General features: G+C 52.0%; 14 protein-coding genes and 1 other annotated feature. Of the genes, 1 reads left to right on the top strand and 13 read right to left on the bottom strand.

What is annotated here, in order from left to right:
* Nucleotides 1-29 precede the first annotated feature (29 nt).
* The 4 genes from EDM59_RS17650 to EDM59_RS31435 all read right to left on the bottom strand — a co-directional run bounded on the left by EDM59_RS17650 (nucleotide 30) and on the right by EDM59_RS31435 (nucleotide 6,957).
* The gene (locus EDM59_RS17650) at nucleotides 30-2,702 is read right to left on the bottom strand and encodes a valine--tRNA ligase (RefSeq protein ID WP_122924788.1); all 2,673 of its coding nucleotides are present in this window, start codon (nucleotides 2,700-2,702) and stop codon (nucleotides 30-32) included.
* A 135-nt stretch (nucleotides 2,703-2,837) separates the two neighbouring features.
* Nucleotides 2,838-3,080, bottom strand: a binding site (T-box leader).
* Between the two features lie 50 nt (nucleotides 3,081-3,130).
* Entirely contained in the window at nucleotides 3,131-3,463 is a 333-nt protein-coding gene (locus EDM59_RS17645; RefSeq protein WP_122924787.1) for an STAS domain-containing protein, read from the bottom strand.
* 96 nt (nucleotides 3,464-3,559) lie between these two features.
* Complete coding sequence (locus EDM59_RS17640) at nucleotides 3,560-4,804, bottom strand: ATP-binding protein (RefSeq protein ID WP_122924786.1); 1,245 nt, start codon at nucleotides 4,802-4,804, stop codon at nucleotides 3,560-3,562.
* A 32-nt stretch (nucleotides 4,805-4,836) separates the two neighbouring features.
* Nucleotides 4,837-6,957: a PP2C family protein-serine/threonine phosphatase gene (locus EDM59_RS31435; protein ID WP_246011113.1), complete on the bottom strand. Its 2,121-nt coding sequence runs from the start codon at nucleotides 6,955-6,957 to the stop codon at nucleotides 4,837-4,839.
* Nucleotides 6,958-7,132: 175 nt separating this feature from the next.
* On the opposite strand from EDM59_RS31435, the gene EDM59_RS17630 reads away from it, so the two are divergent.
* Nucleotides 7,133-7,315 (top strand): hypothetical protein, encoded by a 183-nt coding sequence (locus EDM59_RS17630; protein WP_174769294.1) that lies wholly within the window; start codon nucleotides 7,133-7,135, stop codon nucleotides 7,313-7,315.
* A gap of 40 nt (nucleotides 7,316-7,355) precedes the next feature.
* Here the strand turns inward: EDM59_RS17630 and EDM59_RS17625 are convergent, their stop codons facing one another.
* The 9 genes from EDM59_RS17625 to EDM59_RS17580 form a co-directional block, all read right to left on the bottom strand.
* On the bottom strand, nucleotides 7,356-8,351 hold the full coding sequence (locus EDM59_RS17625) for a protein kinase family protein (protein ID WP_122924785.1): 996 nt from the start codon (nucleotides 8,349-8,351) through the stop codon (nucleotides 7,356-7,358).
* The gene (locus EDM59_RS17620; RefSeq protein ID WP_122924784.1) at nucleotides 8,338-9,336 is read right to left on the bottom strand and encodes a phosphotransferase; all 999 of its coding nucleotides are present in this window, start codon (nucleotides 9,334-9,336) and stop codon (nucleotides 8,338-8,340) included. Before EDM59_RS17620 ends, EDM59_RS17625 begins: the two co-directional genes overlap by 14 nt.
* Nucleotides 9,337-9,349: 13 nt before the next feature.
* Nucleotides 9,350-10,795 (bottom strand): LysM peptidoglycan-binding domain-containing protein, encoded by a 1,446-nt coding sequence (locus EDM59_RS17615; RefSeq protein ID WP_122924783.1) that lies wholly within the window; start codon nucleotides 10,793-10,795, stop codon nucleotides 9,350-9,352.
* A gap of 271 nt (nucleotides 10,796-11,066) precedes the next feature.
* Complete coding sequence (gene hemY / locus EDM59_RS17605; RefSeq protein ID WP_122924781.1) at nucleotides 11,067-12,479, bottom strand: protoporphyrinogen oxidase; 1,413 nt, start codon at nucleotides 12,477-12,479, stop codon at nucleotides 11,067-11,069.
* Between the two features lie 13 nt (nucleotides 12,480-12,492).
* Nucleotides 12,493-13,425 carry a ferrochelatase gene (gene hemH / locus EDM59_RS17600; protein WP_122924780.1) on the bottom strand — a complete coding sequence of 311 codons (933 nt, stop codon included), beginning with the start codon at nucleotides 13,423-13,425 and terminating at the stop codon, nucleotides 12,493-12,495.
* A gap of 19 nt (nucleotides 13,426-13,444) precedes the next feature.
* On the bottom strand, nucleotides 13,445-14,482 hold the full coding sequence (gene hemE, locus EDM59_RS17595) for a uroporphyrinogen decarboxylase (RefSeq protein ID WP_122924779.1): 1,038 nt from the start codon (nucleotides 14,480-14,482) through the stop codon (nucleotides 13,445-13,447).
* A gap of 139 nt (nucleotides 14,483-14,621) precedes the next feature.
* A complete protein-coding gene (locus EDM59_RS17590) occupies nucleotides 14,622-15,470 on the bottom strand; it encodes a DUF4097 family beta strand repeat-containing protein (protein WP_122924778.1) in 849 nt (282 codons plus the stop codon).
* 1 nt (nucleotide 15,471) lies between these two features.
* Nucleotides 15,472-16,023 carry an HAAS signaling domain-containing protein gene (locus tag EDM59_RS17585; protein ID WP_122924777.1) on the bottom strand — a complete coding sequence of 184 codons (552 nt, stop codon included), beginning with the start codon at nucleotides 16,021-16,023 and terminating at the stop codon, nucleotides 15,472-15,474.
* A complete protein-coding gene (locus EDM59_RS17580) occupies nucleotides 16,010-16,339 on the bottom strand; it encodes a PadR family transcriptional regulator (protein ID WP_092269654.1) in 330 nt (109 codons plus the stop codon). Before EDM59_RS17580 ends, EDM59_RS17585 begins: the two co-directional genes overlap by 14 nt.
* Between the last annotated feature and the right edge of the window lie 20 nt (nucleotides 16,340-16,359).

Here is a 16,359-nt window from a genome sequence, read left to right as displayed (position 1 = left end):
TTCTCAAAAATATGCGCTGGATCAGCGGATCATTCGCTCTTCAATTCAGCCAGTCGAGCAACGACCTTATCCCGCTTTTCCATGTAATCCGCCATTTTCGCTCTTTCTTCAGCTACTACTTTTTCCGGTGCTTTTGCCATGAAGCCGGCGTTGTTCAATTTCTTTTCAATCCGGTCCACTTCATTGTGCAGCGTTGCCAGTTCTTTTTCCAGACGCTTGAGCTCTTGCTCCAAATCGATCAAGCCTGCCAAAGGCAGGAACAGCTCTGCTCCTGTAATCACAGCGGACATCGCTTTGTCTGGAGTCGTCAGCTGCTCGCTAATTTCGAGGCGCTCCGGATTGCAGAAACGAGTGAGGTAGTCTTCCCCACGCTTGAGACGCTCATTAGCGAGAGCATCGCTTGGCTTGATCAGCAGCTCGATTTTTTTGGACATCGGCACATTCACTTCCGCACGGATGTTGCGGACACTGCGAATGACTTCCATCAAAAGACCCATTTCCGCTTCTGCATCAGCAAAGATCCACTGCTCGTTGTCAGTTGGCCATGCAGCGACCGTAATGCTCTCCCCTTGGTGCGGAAGTGCCTGCCAAATTTCTTCCGTGATGAACGGCATGAATGGATGCAGCAAACGCAGCGTTTGGTCGAGTACTGTTACAAGTACCGATTGCGTCGTCTTCTTCGCAGCCTCATCGGTACCGTAGAGCGGCAGCTTTGCCATTTCGATGTACCAGTCGCAAAGATCATCCCAAATGAAGTTGTAGAGGACACGGCCAACTTCGCCGAACTCAAATGCATCTGTCAAGCGGGTCGCATCGGCAATCGTAGCTTGCAGTCGAGACAAAATCCATTTATCCGGTGTAGAGAGCTCGCCGCTAAGGTCGATATCTTCATAGCGGAAGCCTTCCAGATTCATCAGAGCGAAACGAGAAGCATTCCAGATCTTGTTGGCGAAGTTGCGGTTCGCCTCCACCTTTTCCCAGTAGAAGCGTTGGTCGTTCCCTGGAGAGTTGCCTGTTGCCAATGTATAGCGCAGCGCATCTGCCCCATATTTCTCAATCACTTCCATCGGATCGACACCATTTCCAAGCGACTTGGACATTTTGCGTCCTTCCGAGTCACGGATGATTCCGTGGATCAGCACGGTTTCAAACGGATTTTGTCCGGTGAACTCCAAGCCGTTGAAAATCATGCGGGCAACCCAGAAGAAGATGATGTCGTAGCCTGTTACCAGAACGTTTGTCGGATAGAAATACTTCATGTCCTCGCTATCCTCTGGCCAGCCCAGCGTGGAGAACGGCCACAGACCGGAAGAGAACCAGGTATCGAGAACATCGTTGTCTTGCGCAAGCTCATGGCTGTGACAGCTCGGGCACTCCGTCACGTCTTCACGGGAAACGATCGTCTCGCCGCAATCGCCGCAGTACCAAGCCGGAATGCGGTGACCCCACCAGAGCTGACGGGAGATGCACCAGTCGCGGATGTTTTCGATCCAGCGCAGGTAGTTATTTTTAAAGCGCTCCGGTACGAATTTGACGCTCTCCTCGCTCGCTGCATTCGCCAGTGCCGCATCAGCGAGTGGCTGCATGCTCACGAACCATTGCGTGGACAGATACGGCTCTACTACAGCATCGCTGCGCTCGCTGTGTCCTACCTGGTGGATATGCTCTTCGACTTTGAACATTACGCCTTGCTCGGTCAGATCCTTGATGATCTGCTTGCGGCAGGCAAAACGATCCATGCCTTTGTAAATGCTCGCCTGCTCATTCATCGTGCCCGATTCATCCATGACCACGATTTGCGGCAGGTTGTGGCGCAATCCCAATTCAAAGTCGTTCGGGTCATGCGCTGGCGTAATTTTTACCGCCCCTGAACCAAACTCAGGATCAACATAGTCATCTGCCACGATCGGAATTTCACGTCCTACGATTGGCAAAATAACGGTTTTTCCAACCAGGTGCTTGTAGCGTTCGTCCTCTGGATGAACCGCAACAGCTGTATCCCCCAGCATGGTTTCCGGACGGGTAGTTGCAACCTCGATGTAGCCCGTGCCATCTGTGAGCGGGTAGCGCATGTGGTGCAGAGCGCCTTTTACTTCCTTGTAGATTACTTCAATATCGGAAATGGCAGTGCGAGCCGCCGGGTCCCAGTTGATGATGCGGTTGCCGCGGTAAATCAGGCCTTTTTCATACAGGCGAACAAAAACCTCGCGAACGGCACGGGACAATCCCTCATCCATCGTGAAGCGCTCGCGGGAGTAATCCAGTCCCAAGCCAAGCTTTTCCCACTGTTCACGAATGTGCGTAGCGTAAATATGCTTCCATTCCCAAACCTTTTCTACAAACTTTTCACGGCCGAGGTCGTGACGGGACACGCCTTCCTCGCGCAGGGTAGCTTCTACACGGGCTTGTGTCGCGATTCCCGCGTGGTCCATCCCTGGCAAGAACAGGGCGCTGTACCCTTGCATCCGCTTGGTACGAATGATGATGTCCTGCAGTGTCGTATCCAGCGCATGCCCCAAATGCAGCTTACCTGTTACGTTCGGAGGGGGAATCACGATCGTAAACGGTTTTTTGTTTGGGTCGCGCTCCGCCTTGAAAAATTGTTTGTCTATCCAGTATGGATACCACTTGGCTTCAGCTGCTTTCGGATCGTAATTCTTGGGCAGCAGCTGATCGATGTCTTGTGTCGGTTGAGATGACATACGTGACTCCTCCTAAAAAAGCATGTATTGAAGCACTCTCGAAGAAGGTGGTTCTTCGGTAGAGGAAGCTTTTTTGCGTTCCGGAAAGGCAAATGCAGCTTTCCTGCACGTAAAAAAAATAAAAAAACCCTTCATCCAAAGGACGAAAGGATATTTTCGCGGTACCACCTTTGTTAACACGCACGATAAGTAAACACCATGCGTATTCCCTCAAACACGATAACGGCTGCGAACCGTTTCCGGCTGAACGAACATACGTCTCACCGGAACAACTCCTGGGCGACCTTCAGTCATCATATTCCTTAGAGAATCTCGCAGCTGGTGATTCTCCTCTCTGCCAAGGCATCATGACCTACTCTTCCCACTCAACGTTGATTACATATGGAATTATCATTGACAGTTCATTGCTATTATATACAATCACTCGCTTACGCGTCAAACCCAGTTTCAGCAGCCTTTGCCACGGAAATACCCAATGCCTCTGTGAAGCCAAGCACACTCAAAATATCTAGTATTTCCTCTCGCACATTCACAATCTCTACCTTTTTGCCCAATGCCAGCAATTCTTTCGTCGTAAAAAACAGACTGCCTATTCCCGAAGAATCAACAAAAGAGACGCCCTGGAAATCTACAGTAACGGATTCATTGCGCGTCCCGTACTGCTGGAGCAATTCGCCTACTCGGTCCCCCACCGCCATGTCCAGTTCACCGTCAAAAAACAGCGTGGCTTGTCCATTTGTTTCTGTTGCTCGATAGTCCATGCACAAACTCCTCTCCTTGATGATAGGTTCCTTCAGGTTCACCCTCTATCCTTGTACCCCCTTTTTTTGTCTAGCAAACATTTGTTTATTCCTCTCTCATTCTTCCACGGGGGATACGCATTCCAGAATGAGTTTGGTCCCTGCAAACGAGCTGCCGAGGTACACCCTGTCACAATACTGCAGCATCACCGAAAAGCCAGCCCCGAGGGATTCACGCGTGGAATACCCCTGCTGCAGAGTAGCGCGCGGCAATTCCTCGAGCAAAATGCCCTGGCCTTGATCGTGAATCACCACCCTGCACATGTGCTGCTCGAAAGATGTGTAGACCGTGATCATGCCGCCATCGCCATGCTTCAGCGTATTCGACGCGGCTTCACTGACGGCGACCAGGAACTGCAGGATCCGCTTGTCCGACAATCCAAGCGGTTCCAGTGAACGCTTGCAGGCCCTGCGCAGATCTGCCAGATGCTCGGGTGCGCGCAAGTCCATGGCAAACGATTTTCGGCCGTTTCGCAACAGAAAAAACAGCTCTTCATCACTGAGCAAGAGCAGCTTGTTTTGCGTAACCACCCCGAGAATGTCCCGGTAAATTTCCCACTCGCGCCGCTGCCGGCGACGCTCTTCTGTGATCGCCTCTGTCACGTCGATCAAGGCGATTCCACAAGTTTGATCAGGCAGTGGCGAGGCATACATCTCGTAGAGCTTCCTGCCATCCTCAGATACGAGCTGCTCCCGTATCGATGCGCCTGTACTCACATCATTCTGGATCAATCGAAACATTTCCTGCTCGATTTCCCGCTCTGCACGCGTTGTCCCAAGCGGTCGAAGCTTGCCTTCATCGAACAGATAGAGAAAAATGGTCCCGATTTGACGCAAGATGGACAGCTTTTGCAGCTCTTGCTTAATCAGGCGCTCTCTTTCCCCATCCCGCTTTTTCACATCGTTCAAAAGCGCTGACGGGTCCAGCTCTCCACTCATGTGCCAATTGTGAAATTCTTCGAGCAGCAGCCGTCCTAATACCTCATCGCGGCGCAAAACCTTTTCGATATCAATCACGTAGTACGGTACGCCCTCAATACCGTGCAGTCCGTTCCCAATAATCCGAAAATCTCCGGCCAGCTCTACCTCCAAACGTCCATGCAATGGTTTATCCCGACTGATTATGCCAATCGCCGTTCGGCTGACTGCAATCAACTGCGCGTAACAAACTTTCGCTGTTGACAGGTTCGTAACTCGTACCGTCCGAGCCGGGATCACCTTTTGAGCCGATCCTCCCATACCGAGTTGATCAAGGCAATTGTGGCAACCGGGATTGTCGGGACATCCCTCACACAAAATCACAGGTTACCCTCCTTTCATGAGCAGTAGTGAGGTCAAGATACATCCGCGTCCGCGAAGAGCTGTTCTTCGGCAGACTGGAATTGAATAATCAACACAGACATATCATCTGTCTGCTGTCCTTCTCTCGTCTTTTCCCAAATATATGTCTCCACATGATCCATCGTAGCTTCTTCTTCTTTTCCATACCTGTCCAATATTTGGGTCAGGTCATGCTGCCACGTATGCAAGCAGCGGTATAATTCTTTTCTCCCTGATTCCACGAGCCCATCCGTATACATGAGCAGGAAGCCCGCTTCTTTTAATGGTACTTTTTCCAGCTTGTAAGTGCTATCAGGCGAAAGCCCTAGGCCTATCCCCCCTGCCAATGGTAGCACAGTTCTCTGTGTTGCGGTCAAATAGAGCGGCTGCGGGTGTCCGGCGCGGCTGAGGAGCAGGGCATGCTCGTGCGCATCATACAAGCACACCAGCATCGTAATATACGTTCTCGTCTTTGACAAATCCTCAAAGAGCAGCTGATTCAACCGCTCCAGCACTTCATCAGGCGAGATGCTTTTTTGCAGCACGGCGCGAACCGCAGTACGAATCCCTGCGGCAAGCAGACTGGCTGGCAATCCATGTCCGGAAACGTCCGCGACGATAAAGCAAGTATACCGCTCATCCACGCGTATGTAATCAATATAATCTCCACCAACATAAGTAAAAGGAGCATATACCGATCGTGCCCGCAGGCTGTTTAGCGTCAGCTGCTCTTTTGGAACAAGCATGGATTGGATTCGCTTGGCAAGCTCCATCTCGGACTCCATGAAACGCAGCTCAAGCTCCTGATGCTGCTGCCGACAGCGCAAAGCCAGGTCGCGAACATTCACTAACAGCAATTGAAAGAAGGACTGCTCCAGCTCTTTTTTCAGGTAATCATTTTCTTTTACGAAGGCTTCAAGGGTGACAAAGCGGGGAGTCAAGCCGGAATCCAGCGTTTCGTGGACCACGATCTGCTCCTGGAACTGATGAATCCCTGCCCACTCCCTTCTCTTCCCTCTCTCCGCCTGAAAGTAGACGCGACGATCGGAGGACTCCAGCGAGAGCCGTAAATAGACGAGATCATCTAGCTTGGAGTACCACGTCTCAACAAGCTCTTCGATTACCTGCTGCATCGTTTCATACGTAACCTTTTTCAACCTCTGTTGATTGCTTGCCACCAGCAAATGCTCATAGTTTTGCTTCAGCCCCAGTACCTGTGTCAGCTGCTGGTTCGATTGCTGGGTCAATGCGAGCTGTTCAATCAGCTGATGCTCCAATCGAGTGGCGGACATCAACGTCTGGTTGACCAGCAGCTGGTGGTCGCGAATCGTCAGATACACGCGAATGCTGCTAAACAAGATGGCGACCCACAGCCCAAACTGGCCGTCTTCGGGAATCGCCGGAACTCCAAGCAGCATGGCTCCCGATAGGATCAGCAAGACTTGGACCATAAAGGCATCCCGCTTGACAAAGTTCAGCTTTTGAAACAGGTAGCGATACTCAGGCTGTTCCGTTTGAGCCTGTGATATTCCAGGAGCTCGGTAATGGGCCAGTATGAGAAAGGCGATGCTGATAACGCCTGCGGCAATGCGGGCCACAGACGGAACAAACGGGATGATCATCGTATAGACGATAAACACGCTCGTAGCCAAGATCAATGTCCGATGCTGTTTTCTCTCCATCGCTTGTCCAGATGCTTGTCCTATCTCTGCAAACGTGGTGATGGCGGGGATCAACAAAAAGACGCCTCCCAGGATATGCATCATAACGGGCAAGTGGCCGCTTGAGGTGTAAGCGAGTTCATGGGCAACGACAATGGCTGCAAACGTTACGATCAAGGTGACGCTATCCCAGACTGTCTTCCAGGATTCATACGCTAACGTCGCATGCTGAAGGGCATGCAGGGACAACAGAAAGAACGTATACGTTAAAAAACAGGCAGGCATACAAATTTTTTGCACCCAGGCAACCGAAGATTGCGCCAGCAGATTGCCAAGCCCCCATGTAAGCAATCCGATTCCCTGTAAGAACGAAACATGATACCACCGTCTCACCGAGGCACGGCCATGTATGCGTGTCATTATCCAAATCCCTACGAGCATTTCCAGCCCGTACAGAAAGGCTTCCCAAATCATGTCAATCACCTTCGTTTACGTCCTATTGGTACCTGCCCATTTACGTTCCCGTTTGGTTCCCATTTGAAACCTGCTTCTGCCAGCCCTCGCTTCCCGATCAGCCTGCTCCTCATCTTTTTGCCTATCTAGCACTGTCCCTTCCATTGGCGCATAGGATAGTAATGAGGTGATTGTGATGAATTTTCGCTGGAAGTACAATCCTACCTACCTGCGTATCAAATACGGATTAAAGCAAGTGTTGATTCCCCTGATTATCTTTCAATTCGTGCGCACGATCATTTTGCCAACCTCCTTTGACGTCGTCATCCTGGGAATCCTGGCGTTGACCTATGTAGCAATAGCGCTGGATTGGTGCTAACACAAAGAAAAACAACGCCCCACACGTGAGACGCTGCTCCCTAAAACGCTTGCTGGACCCAACGATGCAGCCGCATCAAGCGGTCCATATCTTTTTCCAGCCGTTTGACGGCATACAACTCGCTCCATTCCTGACGGCCATTGTAGTAGATATCGACATCCCGCATGATGCGCTCCGGATACGAAAGAAATGCAGCCAACAGCTCGATCTCTTCGGGCCGCAGCGGGAAGATGGCGGAGTAATGACGGAAAAGCTGCGAAGCGCCGGTTTCATCTCCAGCCATTTGAAAGTACGTCCGATAAAACAAGGTCAAATCCCTGATTGGCGTATCGAATGTCGCACGATCGAAATTCAGCAGCTTGCCTTTTCCAAAGCGGTCCAATATGACGTGGGCAGGATGCGGGGAGCCATGGATCAACGACAGTCGAAAATGCGCGTGCGTCTCGTGTCGCTCCCTCCAGTCAAGTAACAGATCCGCAGCTGACTTGGCCAGCTCTGCGATGAACGCTCGATTTGCTAGAAAGACCAAATCAAACGGAGACTGATAGGGACGCTCGCTTGCAATTTGTGCCGCCTTATCCACTTGCTTTTGCCAATAGTGCCAGCGATTGAGCAAGGAATCAATCAACGGCTCCACCTGCCGCGGATCGTCGAAGCGGTAATTTTGCGTCAAGTGGTGAAGCTCTGCCAAACGCTCCAAGGTAGGGGTAGCCCAAGCAAGCGGTTGATCCTCTCCCGGCTCACTGTTCGGCTGCCAGGAGGTCAGGTAGTAGGTTGCATCCTGGTATTGGACGAACGGATCGTCATATTTGGTGTGCAAAAAAGGGACAGCCCCATCCCATCCCCTTCGTTTCAGCTGACGCAATACATCACTCACATAGAGAAGGCGCTGTCCAGGAGCCTGTGTTCGTTTGCAGACGTACGAGCCATACGGAGTGATCGCCTTGAAGACGTTTGGCTCCTTCAGGACATCGATGTTCTGGGCAAACATGTCATACTCCTGAAACAGTGGGAAGATGTCTTCAAAGCGGCTCATTGGCGCTCTCACTCCTTGGTCGCTCGGCCCGGTCAGCAATGTGCCGCAGCAAAACATCCACGGACTGCTGGCTTTTAATGGCCTGCTCGATTCCGGTTATCGGCATTTCCTTGCTTTTCGAAACGCGATTGACGTAGGCTTCCACACTCCGCCAAATCTCCCTTGGACGTGCCATAAATGCGAGCATCAAGGTGTAATCTTCACGGGTGAGGGGCTTCACTTCCTCATAGCCATCCAGAAAAGCATCGACTTGATTCAGATCGAGCTGCGTCAAATACAGGTGGCGTAAATATCCCGCTACGTCACGCTGCTGGACGGAGAGAGCCGGTCGGAAGAAACCGCGCAAATGCAGCCTTCCGTTGGCAAGTCCCCAGTTGTCAGGCATCAGATCTTTATGAGAAACACTGAGCACATCCGCTGCGATCCGGTCATCTCCGAGCATCGTGACCGAGCGTTCCATTCGCTGCAGCAATGGCTGCATCAAGCTGCCTACCCAGCGCTTTTCTCCTTTTTCCTTGGCGAATTTGGCACGATAGGATTCGAACAGGGACTTGGCCCGCGTCCACTCCGTCTCTGCCTTCATCTGCTCCTGCCGTAAATAATCAGCACCCGCCAGCAAATTGCTTTCCTGTTGGGAGAGATGCATCATGGCGACGACACGCCCACTTTGATAGGCCGTATCCCGCTCAGGATGAAACACCTCCAGCTTCCTAACGTGATCGGTCATCGTGACACCCTGCTTGCCTACGAGGACGTACGGTTTGGACTCGCGTGTGCGGATAAAGCGCTCCACCTCACGAAAACCTTGACGCGCCAGTCGTTCGCGCCAGGCAAACGACCAGCGCATCACGTCGATACGCGGCCAGACATGCAGTTCTTTGGGGCCCCGGTTTGTCTCCAGCAAATAGCAATCATCGAGTGGCGTGACACGGATTACGCGTGCTCGATAGTTTTGACAAACCTCGGATAAATCGATCTTGTCCACGGTCCCCCACTCCTCACTGTGGAATGTACAGGATTTGTCCGGCGACAAGCTGCTCCGATGCGAGTCGATTCACTTCCACAATTTTGGAAACGGGCAGGGAATAGCGCTGGGAGATCAGCTCCAAAGTCTCGTCTCGCTGAATAATGCACATCTTCAAACGACTGGAGCGCTCCTCTTTATGGCGAATAAAGGAGGTCAGGTTTTGCATCGCTTCCACAGTGGACGGAGTGGCATTGGCTGTCGAGCCTCCCCTGCGTGAGGAGCTGGAGGATTCTGCTGCCTCCTGGGCCAATGCTTCCTGTTTTGCACGACTGGCTTGCGAAAAGATGGAAGTAATATTGACATTTCCCGTCTCTTCACGCGAAGGCTTGCCTGAAATCGCTACACGCAGTTCAATTTCTTCACTGGCTTCTGGCTCTGCCATTACCGGAGCAGCTTCCTCTGCCTGCTCTTCTGCCTCCGCCGTCTCTTCCGTAGCTACCGGCGTAAAATCCGGATCGTGATGGTCGTGAATAGCCAGTGTCGCTTCTTCCGGCTCCTCTCTCTGCAGGGGAGCATCGCCCCATTGATTATCTACCTGATCCGCATTCGTTACTTGTGGTTCATAAACAGGAGACTCCTCATATCCCGCTGATTCGATAGCGGGTGTATCTGCTCCCCAGGCTATCGACGTATCGGTATACGCCTCTTGCGGATAATAGGTAGGCTGCTCCTCTGTCGATTCGGTTACTTCCCCATAGCTTTGAGGCTGGTAGTAGTCATGTGTTGAAACCTCGACAGCCGGTGCATTGTATAACGAGGTCGAGTCTTCTTCCTCGTAAGCGATTGGTTCTGCCTGCCTCTCCATCTGCTGCTCAAGCTCAACCAGCTTTTGCTCGATTTCCTCGAGTGAAGCGGGCTCCACAACGTTGTCTGGTTGATCGGATGCCACATGGGCAAACTCCCATGCCTCCTCTTCCTGACGGGCAGACTCTGGCTGAGCAGGCGATTCTGCCGTCTGATCCGAAAGCACGATGCCAACAATCTTCAGCTCTGCTTCGATCAGCAGTTGATGCGGGGATTCCATGCTGTAGTCAAAGCTGTCCACGATCGCGTAGATATCGCCGATCTCCGCAATACGCTCTAGTGGAATCGTGATGTTGAGCGGAACGCGATGACTGATCTGCTCCTCCCAGCCATAATACGGCCCCTCCGAACCTTCTGGCCGAAACGGCGCGAAAGTCATTGCCTCAACCAGAGTTTCCGTTCCACCGCCGTTCGCCGCAGCGGTATCCCTGATCGGCTCGTACTTCCCGAACAACTGCAAGCAGCCTGTGATGGAGATGTAGGATTCATTCTCCAATACCTCTACATCCGGTACCAGTTCCAGCTCTTGCAACTCGCCTATTCCAGCTCTATCGGATGAGAGGAAAATGGTCTCCTTGATGGCAAACGAGAGCAATCCATCCTGTAATGCCATTCATGCTCCTCCTTTCAGGTGCAGGACATTTCCCTATACTATATGGACAGGACAAGTCGTTTAGCACCGGAAATTCCAGAAACGCTGAAAGGCATGCAGGATGGGAAAATGCTGGCTTAGGTTCGAGCTTTGGCGGAGGGGAGGAAAATTTTCTCCCTTTTCCTCGGCCAGCTTTTCCTTTCTGCGGCAGCTGCGGAACTTCACGATGATCCGGGTTCGAAAGCATAAAAAAGAAGCCCGCTCCACAAGCGAGGCTTCTTTGCACTGATCATCATTTTCTCAATCTCTGAGCAGTTTCTAGCAAATGGGGTACAGCCTTTTTCCCCTGATCGATGCAATCCGGCACACCTACACCGTTGTACGATGCTCCTGCCAGCATGACTCCCGGGAGGCTGTTTGCCACTTTTTCGGAAACGTCCCTGGCCCATGCCTGATGGCCCACGACGTACGGAATGGCGTTCTGCAATCGCGTCACGCGGTAGAAGTCTGGTTTCTGGCGGATCGTCATGGTTTTGTGCAAATCGCGCAGCGCAAGCTCCATGACTTCTTCATCGGTCAGCTCCATGAACGATTGCTCCTTGGCTTTCCCTACGAAACAGCGCAGCAGTGCCGCTCCTGCGGGAGTCGTATGCGGCCATTTGCGATGCGCCCATGTACACGCTGTTATTTTCGCACCAGCGTTGCGAGGAACGATAAAGCCCGTTCCCTCCAAGCCTAAATCAACAGCTGATTCCGGAAACGCCATGCTGATCGTAGCCACCATATGGGGCTTTGCCTGTGGCAAGGAAGGTACAGACATATAAGGACGTAATAACGGTTCGGCAACAGCATGAGGAACGGTGAACAAAACAGCATCTGTTTCCATCCGCTCCCCGTCTTTCATGACGAGCGTATATTTTCCGGATTCCTGCTTCAGCAGCTCTTTGACCCCTGTATTTTTACGGATGGCACTGGCAGGCAGCTCCTTCTCAATCCCCTCAACCAACGATTCCAAACCGTTTTTCAGGGTGAGAAAAATTCCTTTGGGCTTTCCTTGCACCTTCACCTGCGGCCTAGACTTTTTCATAGCCAGGATGAGGCTGCGGTGCTGCTTCTCCATCTGGGCGAATTGCGGGAAGCTGGCGAGGAGACTCAGGTTGTCAATATCGCCCGAGTAGACGCCAGACAGCAACGGCTGAATCAGATTTTCAATGACCTCATCACCCAAGCGGCGGCGGAAAAATTCTCCGACTGAGATGTCCCCGTCACCACTTGATGCAGGCAAGATCAAGTCAGCAGCGGCACGAATTTTCCCTGACCAGGAAATCAGATCGGTCGTGACAAACGGCATGAGCTTCGTGGGAACACCCATGACGGCCCCTTCTGGAATCGGGGTCAGCCGTTCGTTGTGCCAGATGTAGGCCTGTCCCGTGCTGTTTCGAACGAGCTCCTGCGCAAGCCCGAGATCCGTCGCTAGCTGCGCCGCGCTTGTTTTTCGCTCCAGGAAGGAATCTGGCCCTTGCTCGATGACAAAGCCTTCATGCCGCCATGTCTGAATCTTGCCTCCGAGTCGTCCATTTTCCTCAAGAAGCTGGAACTGAATCGGCAAGCCTTTTGCTTCAATTTCCTTCTGCAAATAAAAGGCGGCGGTCAAACCTGTGATGCCGCCACCTACAATCGTAATATGATACGTTTTGTCACTCATCCCAATCGATCCCCTAGTCCGCCAGCTTTTTCCCGACGGCATCGGCCAGACAGGAGATAAAAGCAGGTCTGGCATTCGGCATCGGCGGGCGGTAATATTGGACGCCCAGTTCTTCCGTGACCGTCTTGCATTCATAATCGTTGTCGTACAACACTTCCAGATGCTCGGCAACGAAACCAACTGGACAGTATACGTAAGTGGTAAAGCCGTATTTCGAATAGAGCTCGCGTGTCAGATCCTGAACGTCGGGACCCAGCCATGGCTCAGGCGTGTTGCCCGCACTTTGCCAGCCGATCGCAAAATCAGGAATCCCCGACTTTTCCGCAATCAGCTTGGCGGTTTCCTCCAGCTGGCGCGGATACGGATCTCCCGCTTTCAAGATTTTTTCCGGCAAGCTATGGGCAGAAAAAATAACGACTGCCTTTTCCCGATGCTCAGCCGGCATTTGGGCAAACGTATCGATGATCGCTTTGACCCAGTAGTCGATAAAGCCTGGCTCGAGATACCAGCTCTCGATGCTGTGAATCTCTGGGCCATTGATCGCCTCGGCATGCTCCTTGGCCCGGCCGTTGTACTCTTTTACGCTGTAGCTGGAGTAGTGCGGCGCGAGGACCAGGCTGACCGCTTCCGTGATTCCGTCCTGCTTCATCTGTTCCACGGCATCCTCGATAAAAGGTGCGATGTGCTTCAGGCCGAGGTATCCGACAAACTCCCGATCCGGATATCGCGCGTTCATTTCCTTCACCAATGCCGCTACTTGCTCGTCTGTAATCTCAGCGAAACGGTTCAGCCCTCCGACTGCCTCATAGCGTGCCTTCAGATCGTCCAGCTGCTCCTGTGGAGGTCTTCTTCCGCGTCGGATATGTGTGTAGTACGGTTCAATATCCTCGCTGCTGCGCGGTGTGCCATAGGCCATCAGCAGCAGCCCGGTCTTTCTTTTTGCCATCGTCCATACGCCTCCTGGCTTACACGTTGCGTTTGTAGCTGTGAATGAACTGGGTCAGCTTTTGCAAAGTCTCTACCTTCGCATCAGGGAAGACACCGTGGCCCAGATTGAAAATGAATCCTGGCTGACGGGTTCCCTCATCCAAAATTTCCTTTGCCTTGAATTCGAGCTTTTCCCATGGCGCCAAGAGCAAGGTTGGATCCAGATTGCCCTGCAGCGTCTTGGTTACACCCATTTCTCTCGCCGTGGTGATCGACGTGCGCCAATCCAGACCCACGACGTCCACCGGAAGAGCATTCCAGTCCATCAAGAGATGTCCCGCACCGATTCCGAAGTAAATGGTAGGAACGCCCGTGTCCTTCAATGCATGGAAAATGCGGGTCATCACTGGAGTAATATATTCGCGGTAATCCTCGTCGTTCAATGCGCCTACCCACGAGTCAAACACCTGAACAGCCTGTGCGCCTGCTGCGACCTGTGCTTTGAGGTACGTAATCGTCAAGTCGCCCAGTCGGTCCATCAGCGCTTGCCATGCTTGTGGCTCGGTATACATGAATGCTTTGGTTTTATGGTAATGCTTGGAGGGACCGCCCTCGATCATATAACTGGCAAGCGTAAACGGCGCACCCGCGAAACCGATCAGTGGCACAGACAGCTGCTGGCGCAAAATCTTGATCGACTCCAAGATGTACGGAACATGCGTTTCTGGTTCCAGCTCATGCAGTCGCTGTACATCTGCAAGCGACTGAATCGGATTGGCAATCACCGGACCAATTCCCGATTCAATGTTCACATCGACCCCAATCGGCTTGAGTGGCGTCATAATATCGGCAAACAGGATAGCTGCATCCACGCCCAGCTGCTCCACTGGCAAACGCGTTACTTCCGCACAGACTTCCGGTATGTAATTCATTTCAAAAAAGCTATGCTTCGCCCGGATCGCACGGTATTCAGGCTGGTAACGTCCAGCTTGCCGCATGTACCAAACTGGTACATGGTCCGTCGCTTCCTTTCGACATGCTTTCAAAAACGTATCGTTAAATGGTTTTGCGGTCATGAATAAACCTCTCTTTACACAAGAATCTTCCCCTACACTATGATACCATTGGGCATTCGACAATGTAGGGACCTTTTGTGTCAAAATCTTTTCGTTTCTCGTTTTGCCAAGCTATTCCATCAGTCTTTCCAATCTTCCCCTATTGAATGCGAATATCGCCTGTCGATGTTTTTACGGAAAGAATGGAGCCACCCGAACCAGCGGATGCTTTCACGTAATGCTCTTCTTTTTGCTCGTAATTCAACCCTGGCCAATCCACTTGAATATCGCCTGTATCCGTTTGCAGCTCCAATTTGGCTTCTTGTGGCTTTTTCTCAGTGAGGAGGCGTATGTCTCCCGTATCCGTACGAATATCCACATCGTGCGCAAGCTCAGGCAGCGCTAATTTGGACACGTCTCCTGTACTGCTTTCGATCGTCAGAGCCGAGCGAATGTTCAAAAGCTTCATATCCCCGGTATCCGTTTCGAGAGTAAGCCTGTCTCCCGTAAATCCTGCGATGTCGATATCCCCCGTGCTCGAGGTCACATTTGCTTCCTTGGCTGCGATCGCTTCGCTCTTGATATCGCCCGTAGCCGTTTCCAGGGAAATGGAATCGTAGACCGCTTCCGGCAGCATGACCTCTACCCGCAAATGGCCATTCCCCATGAAAAACGGCTTGAACTGCATGGGCTTGCGCACACTCACGCGCAGCATTCCCTCTGCGTCCACATTGCTCTCGAATTGAATTCTGCCCACATCGTCTTCTGCCGTTTCCCCTACGAGCCGGACCGTGGTCGAACCCGTATCGCTCTTTTGGATCAGGACATCCGTCGTGTCGACCGACAAATCCAGAGCTTTGACCTTCTGTTCTATGGATCGAGCCTCATCGACTGTCTTTAAGGAAAATGCGAACTGCTCCTGCTTGGAAAATAGCCAACCAAGTCCGGCTACCCCAATGATAAAGAGCAGCAAGCAGAGACCGAACAGCTTCTTTGCTACGTTTCTCATTTTATTTCCCCCTGATCATTTGCACGTTGAACTGGAGATACCGCAAAAATTGCCGATACATCCATCTGGTCAGACGCAGCAGGCCGATGATCAGCATGCCGCCCAATCCAACAGAGGCCAGACTGCCGAACAGCAAAAAGAGCCTTTCCTGGGATACCGTTGGGATACCGTACTGTACCACCATCCCCAGCGGCGCCGCCAGTAGAGTCACAGCTACACAATAACAGGAGATCAGCACCCCGATCAAAGCCAAGAACGGCCCAAGTACGAAGATCAAATTAAAAAATCCGAGACTGACAGTGGCCACGATGGCACGCGTCATATTTCCCACGGAAGCGTTGGACTGCGCCTGATTGATCCGGTACCCTGCAAGCAGCTCACGAGCCAGCAGCTTGGGACTTCCCAATGCCTCTGCGATCTCATGCTCATTTTTCCCTTCCTGTATCCCCATTAAAAAATGCTCGGTATAGTCTGCCAAAATATCGAGCCGTTCCTTGTCTGGCAATTCACTTAGCAACGAGCCCATTTCATCCATGAACTCACGTCTCGTCATAACCGAGTCCCTCCCCTATGATCTGGTTGACACCGCGGTCAAAAATGCGCCACTCCAAAACAAGATCGTTCATATACTCACGCCCTTGCTTTGTCAACCGGTAGTATTTGCGCGGCGGCCCTTCCTGTGATTCCATCAGATACGTGGTAAAGTAACCATCCTGAGTCAACCGACGCAGCAAGGGATAGACCGTACCTTCGGCGATGTGAAACTTTTCCGAGATGCTCGCAACAAGCTCGTAGCCGTACCTGTCACGCTTGGCCGTCAAAACCAAGACACAAAGCTCCAAAACGCCTTTTTTAAATTGCACATTCAATGTCCATCACCCATGTCAAA

It is taken from the genome of Brevibacillus nitrificans (assembly GCF_003710965.1).
Lineage (GTDB): Bacteria > Bacillota > Bacilli > Brevibacillales > Brevibacillaceae > Brevibacillus > Brevibacillus centrosporus.
The sequence above is the reverse complement of the archived record's forward strand: the minus strand, read 5'-3'. Positions and strand labels throughout refer to the sequence as shown.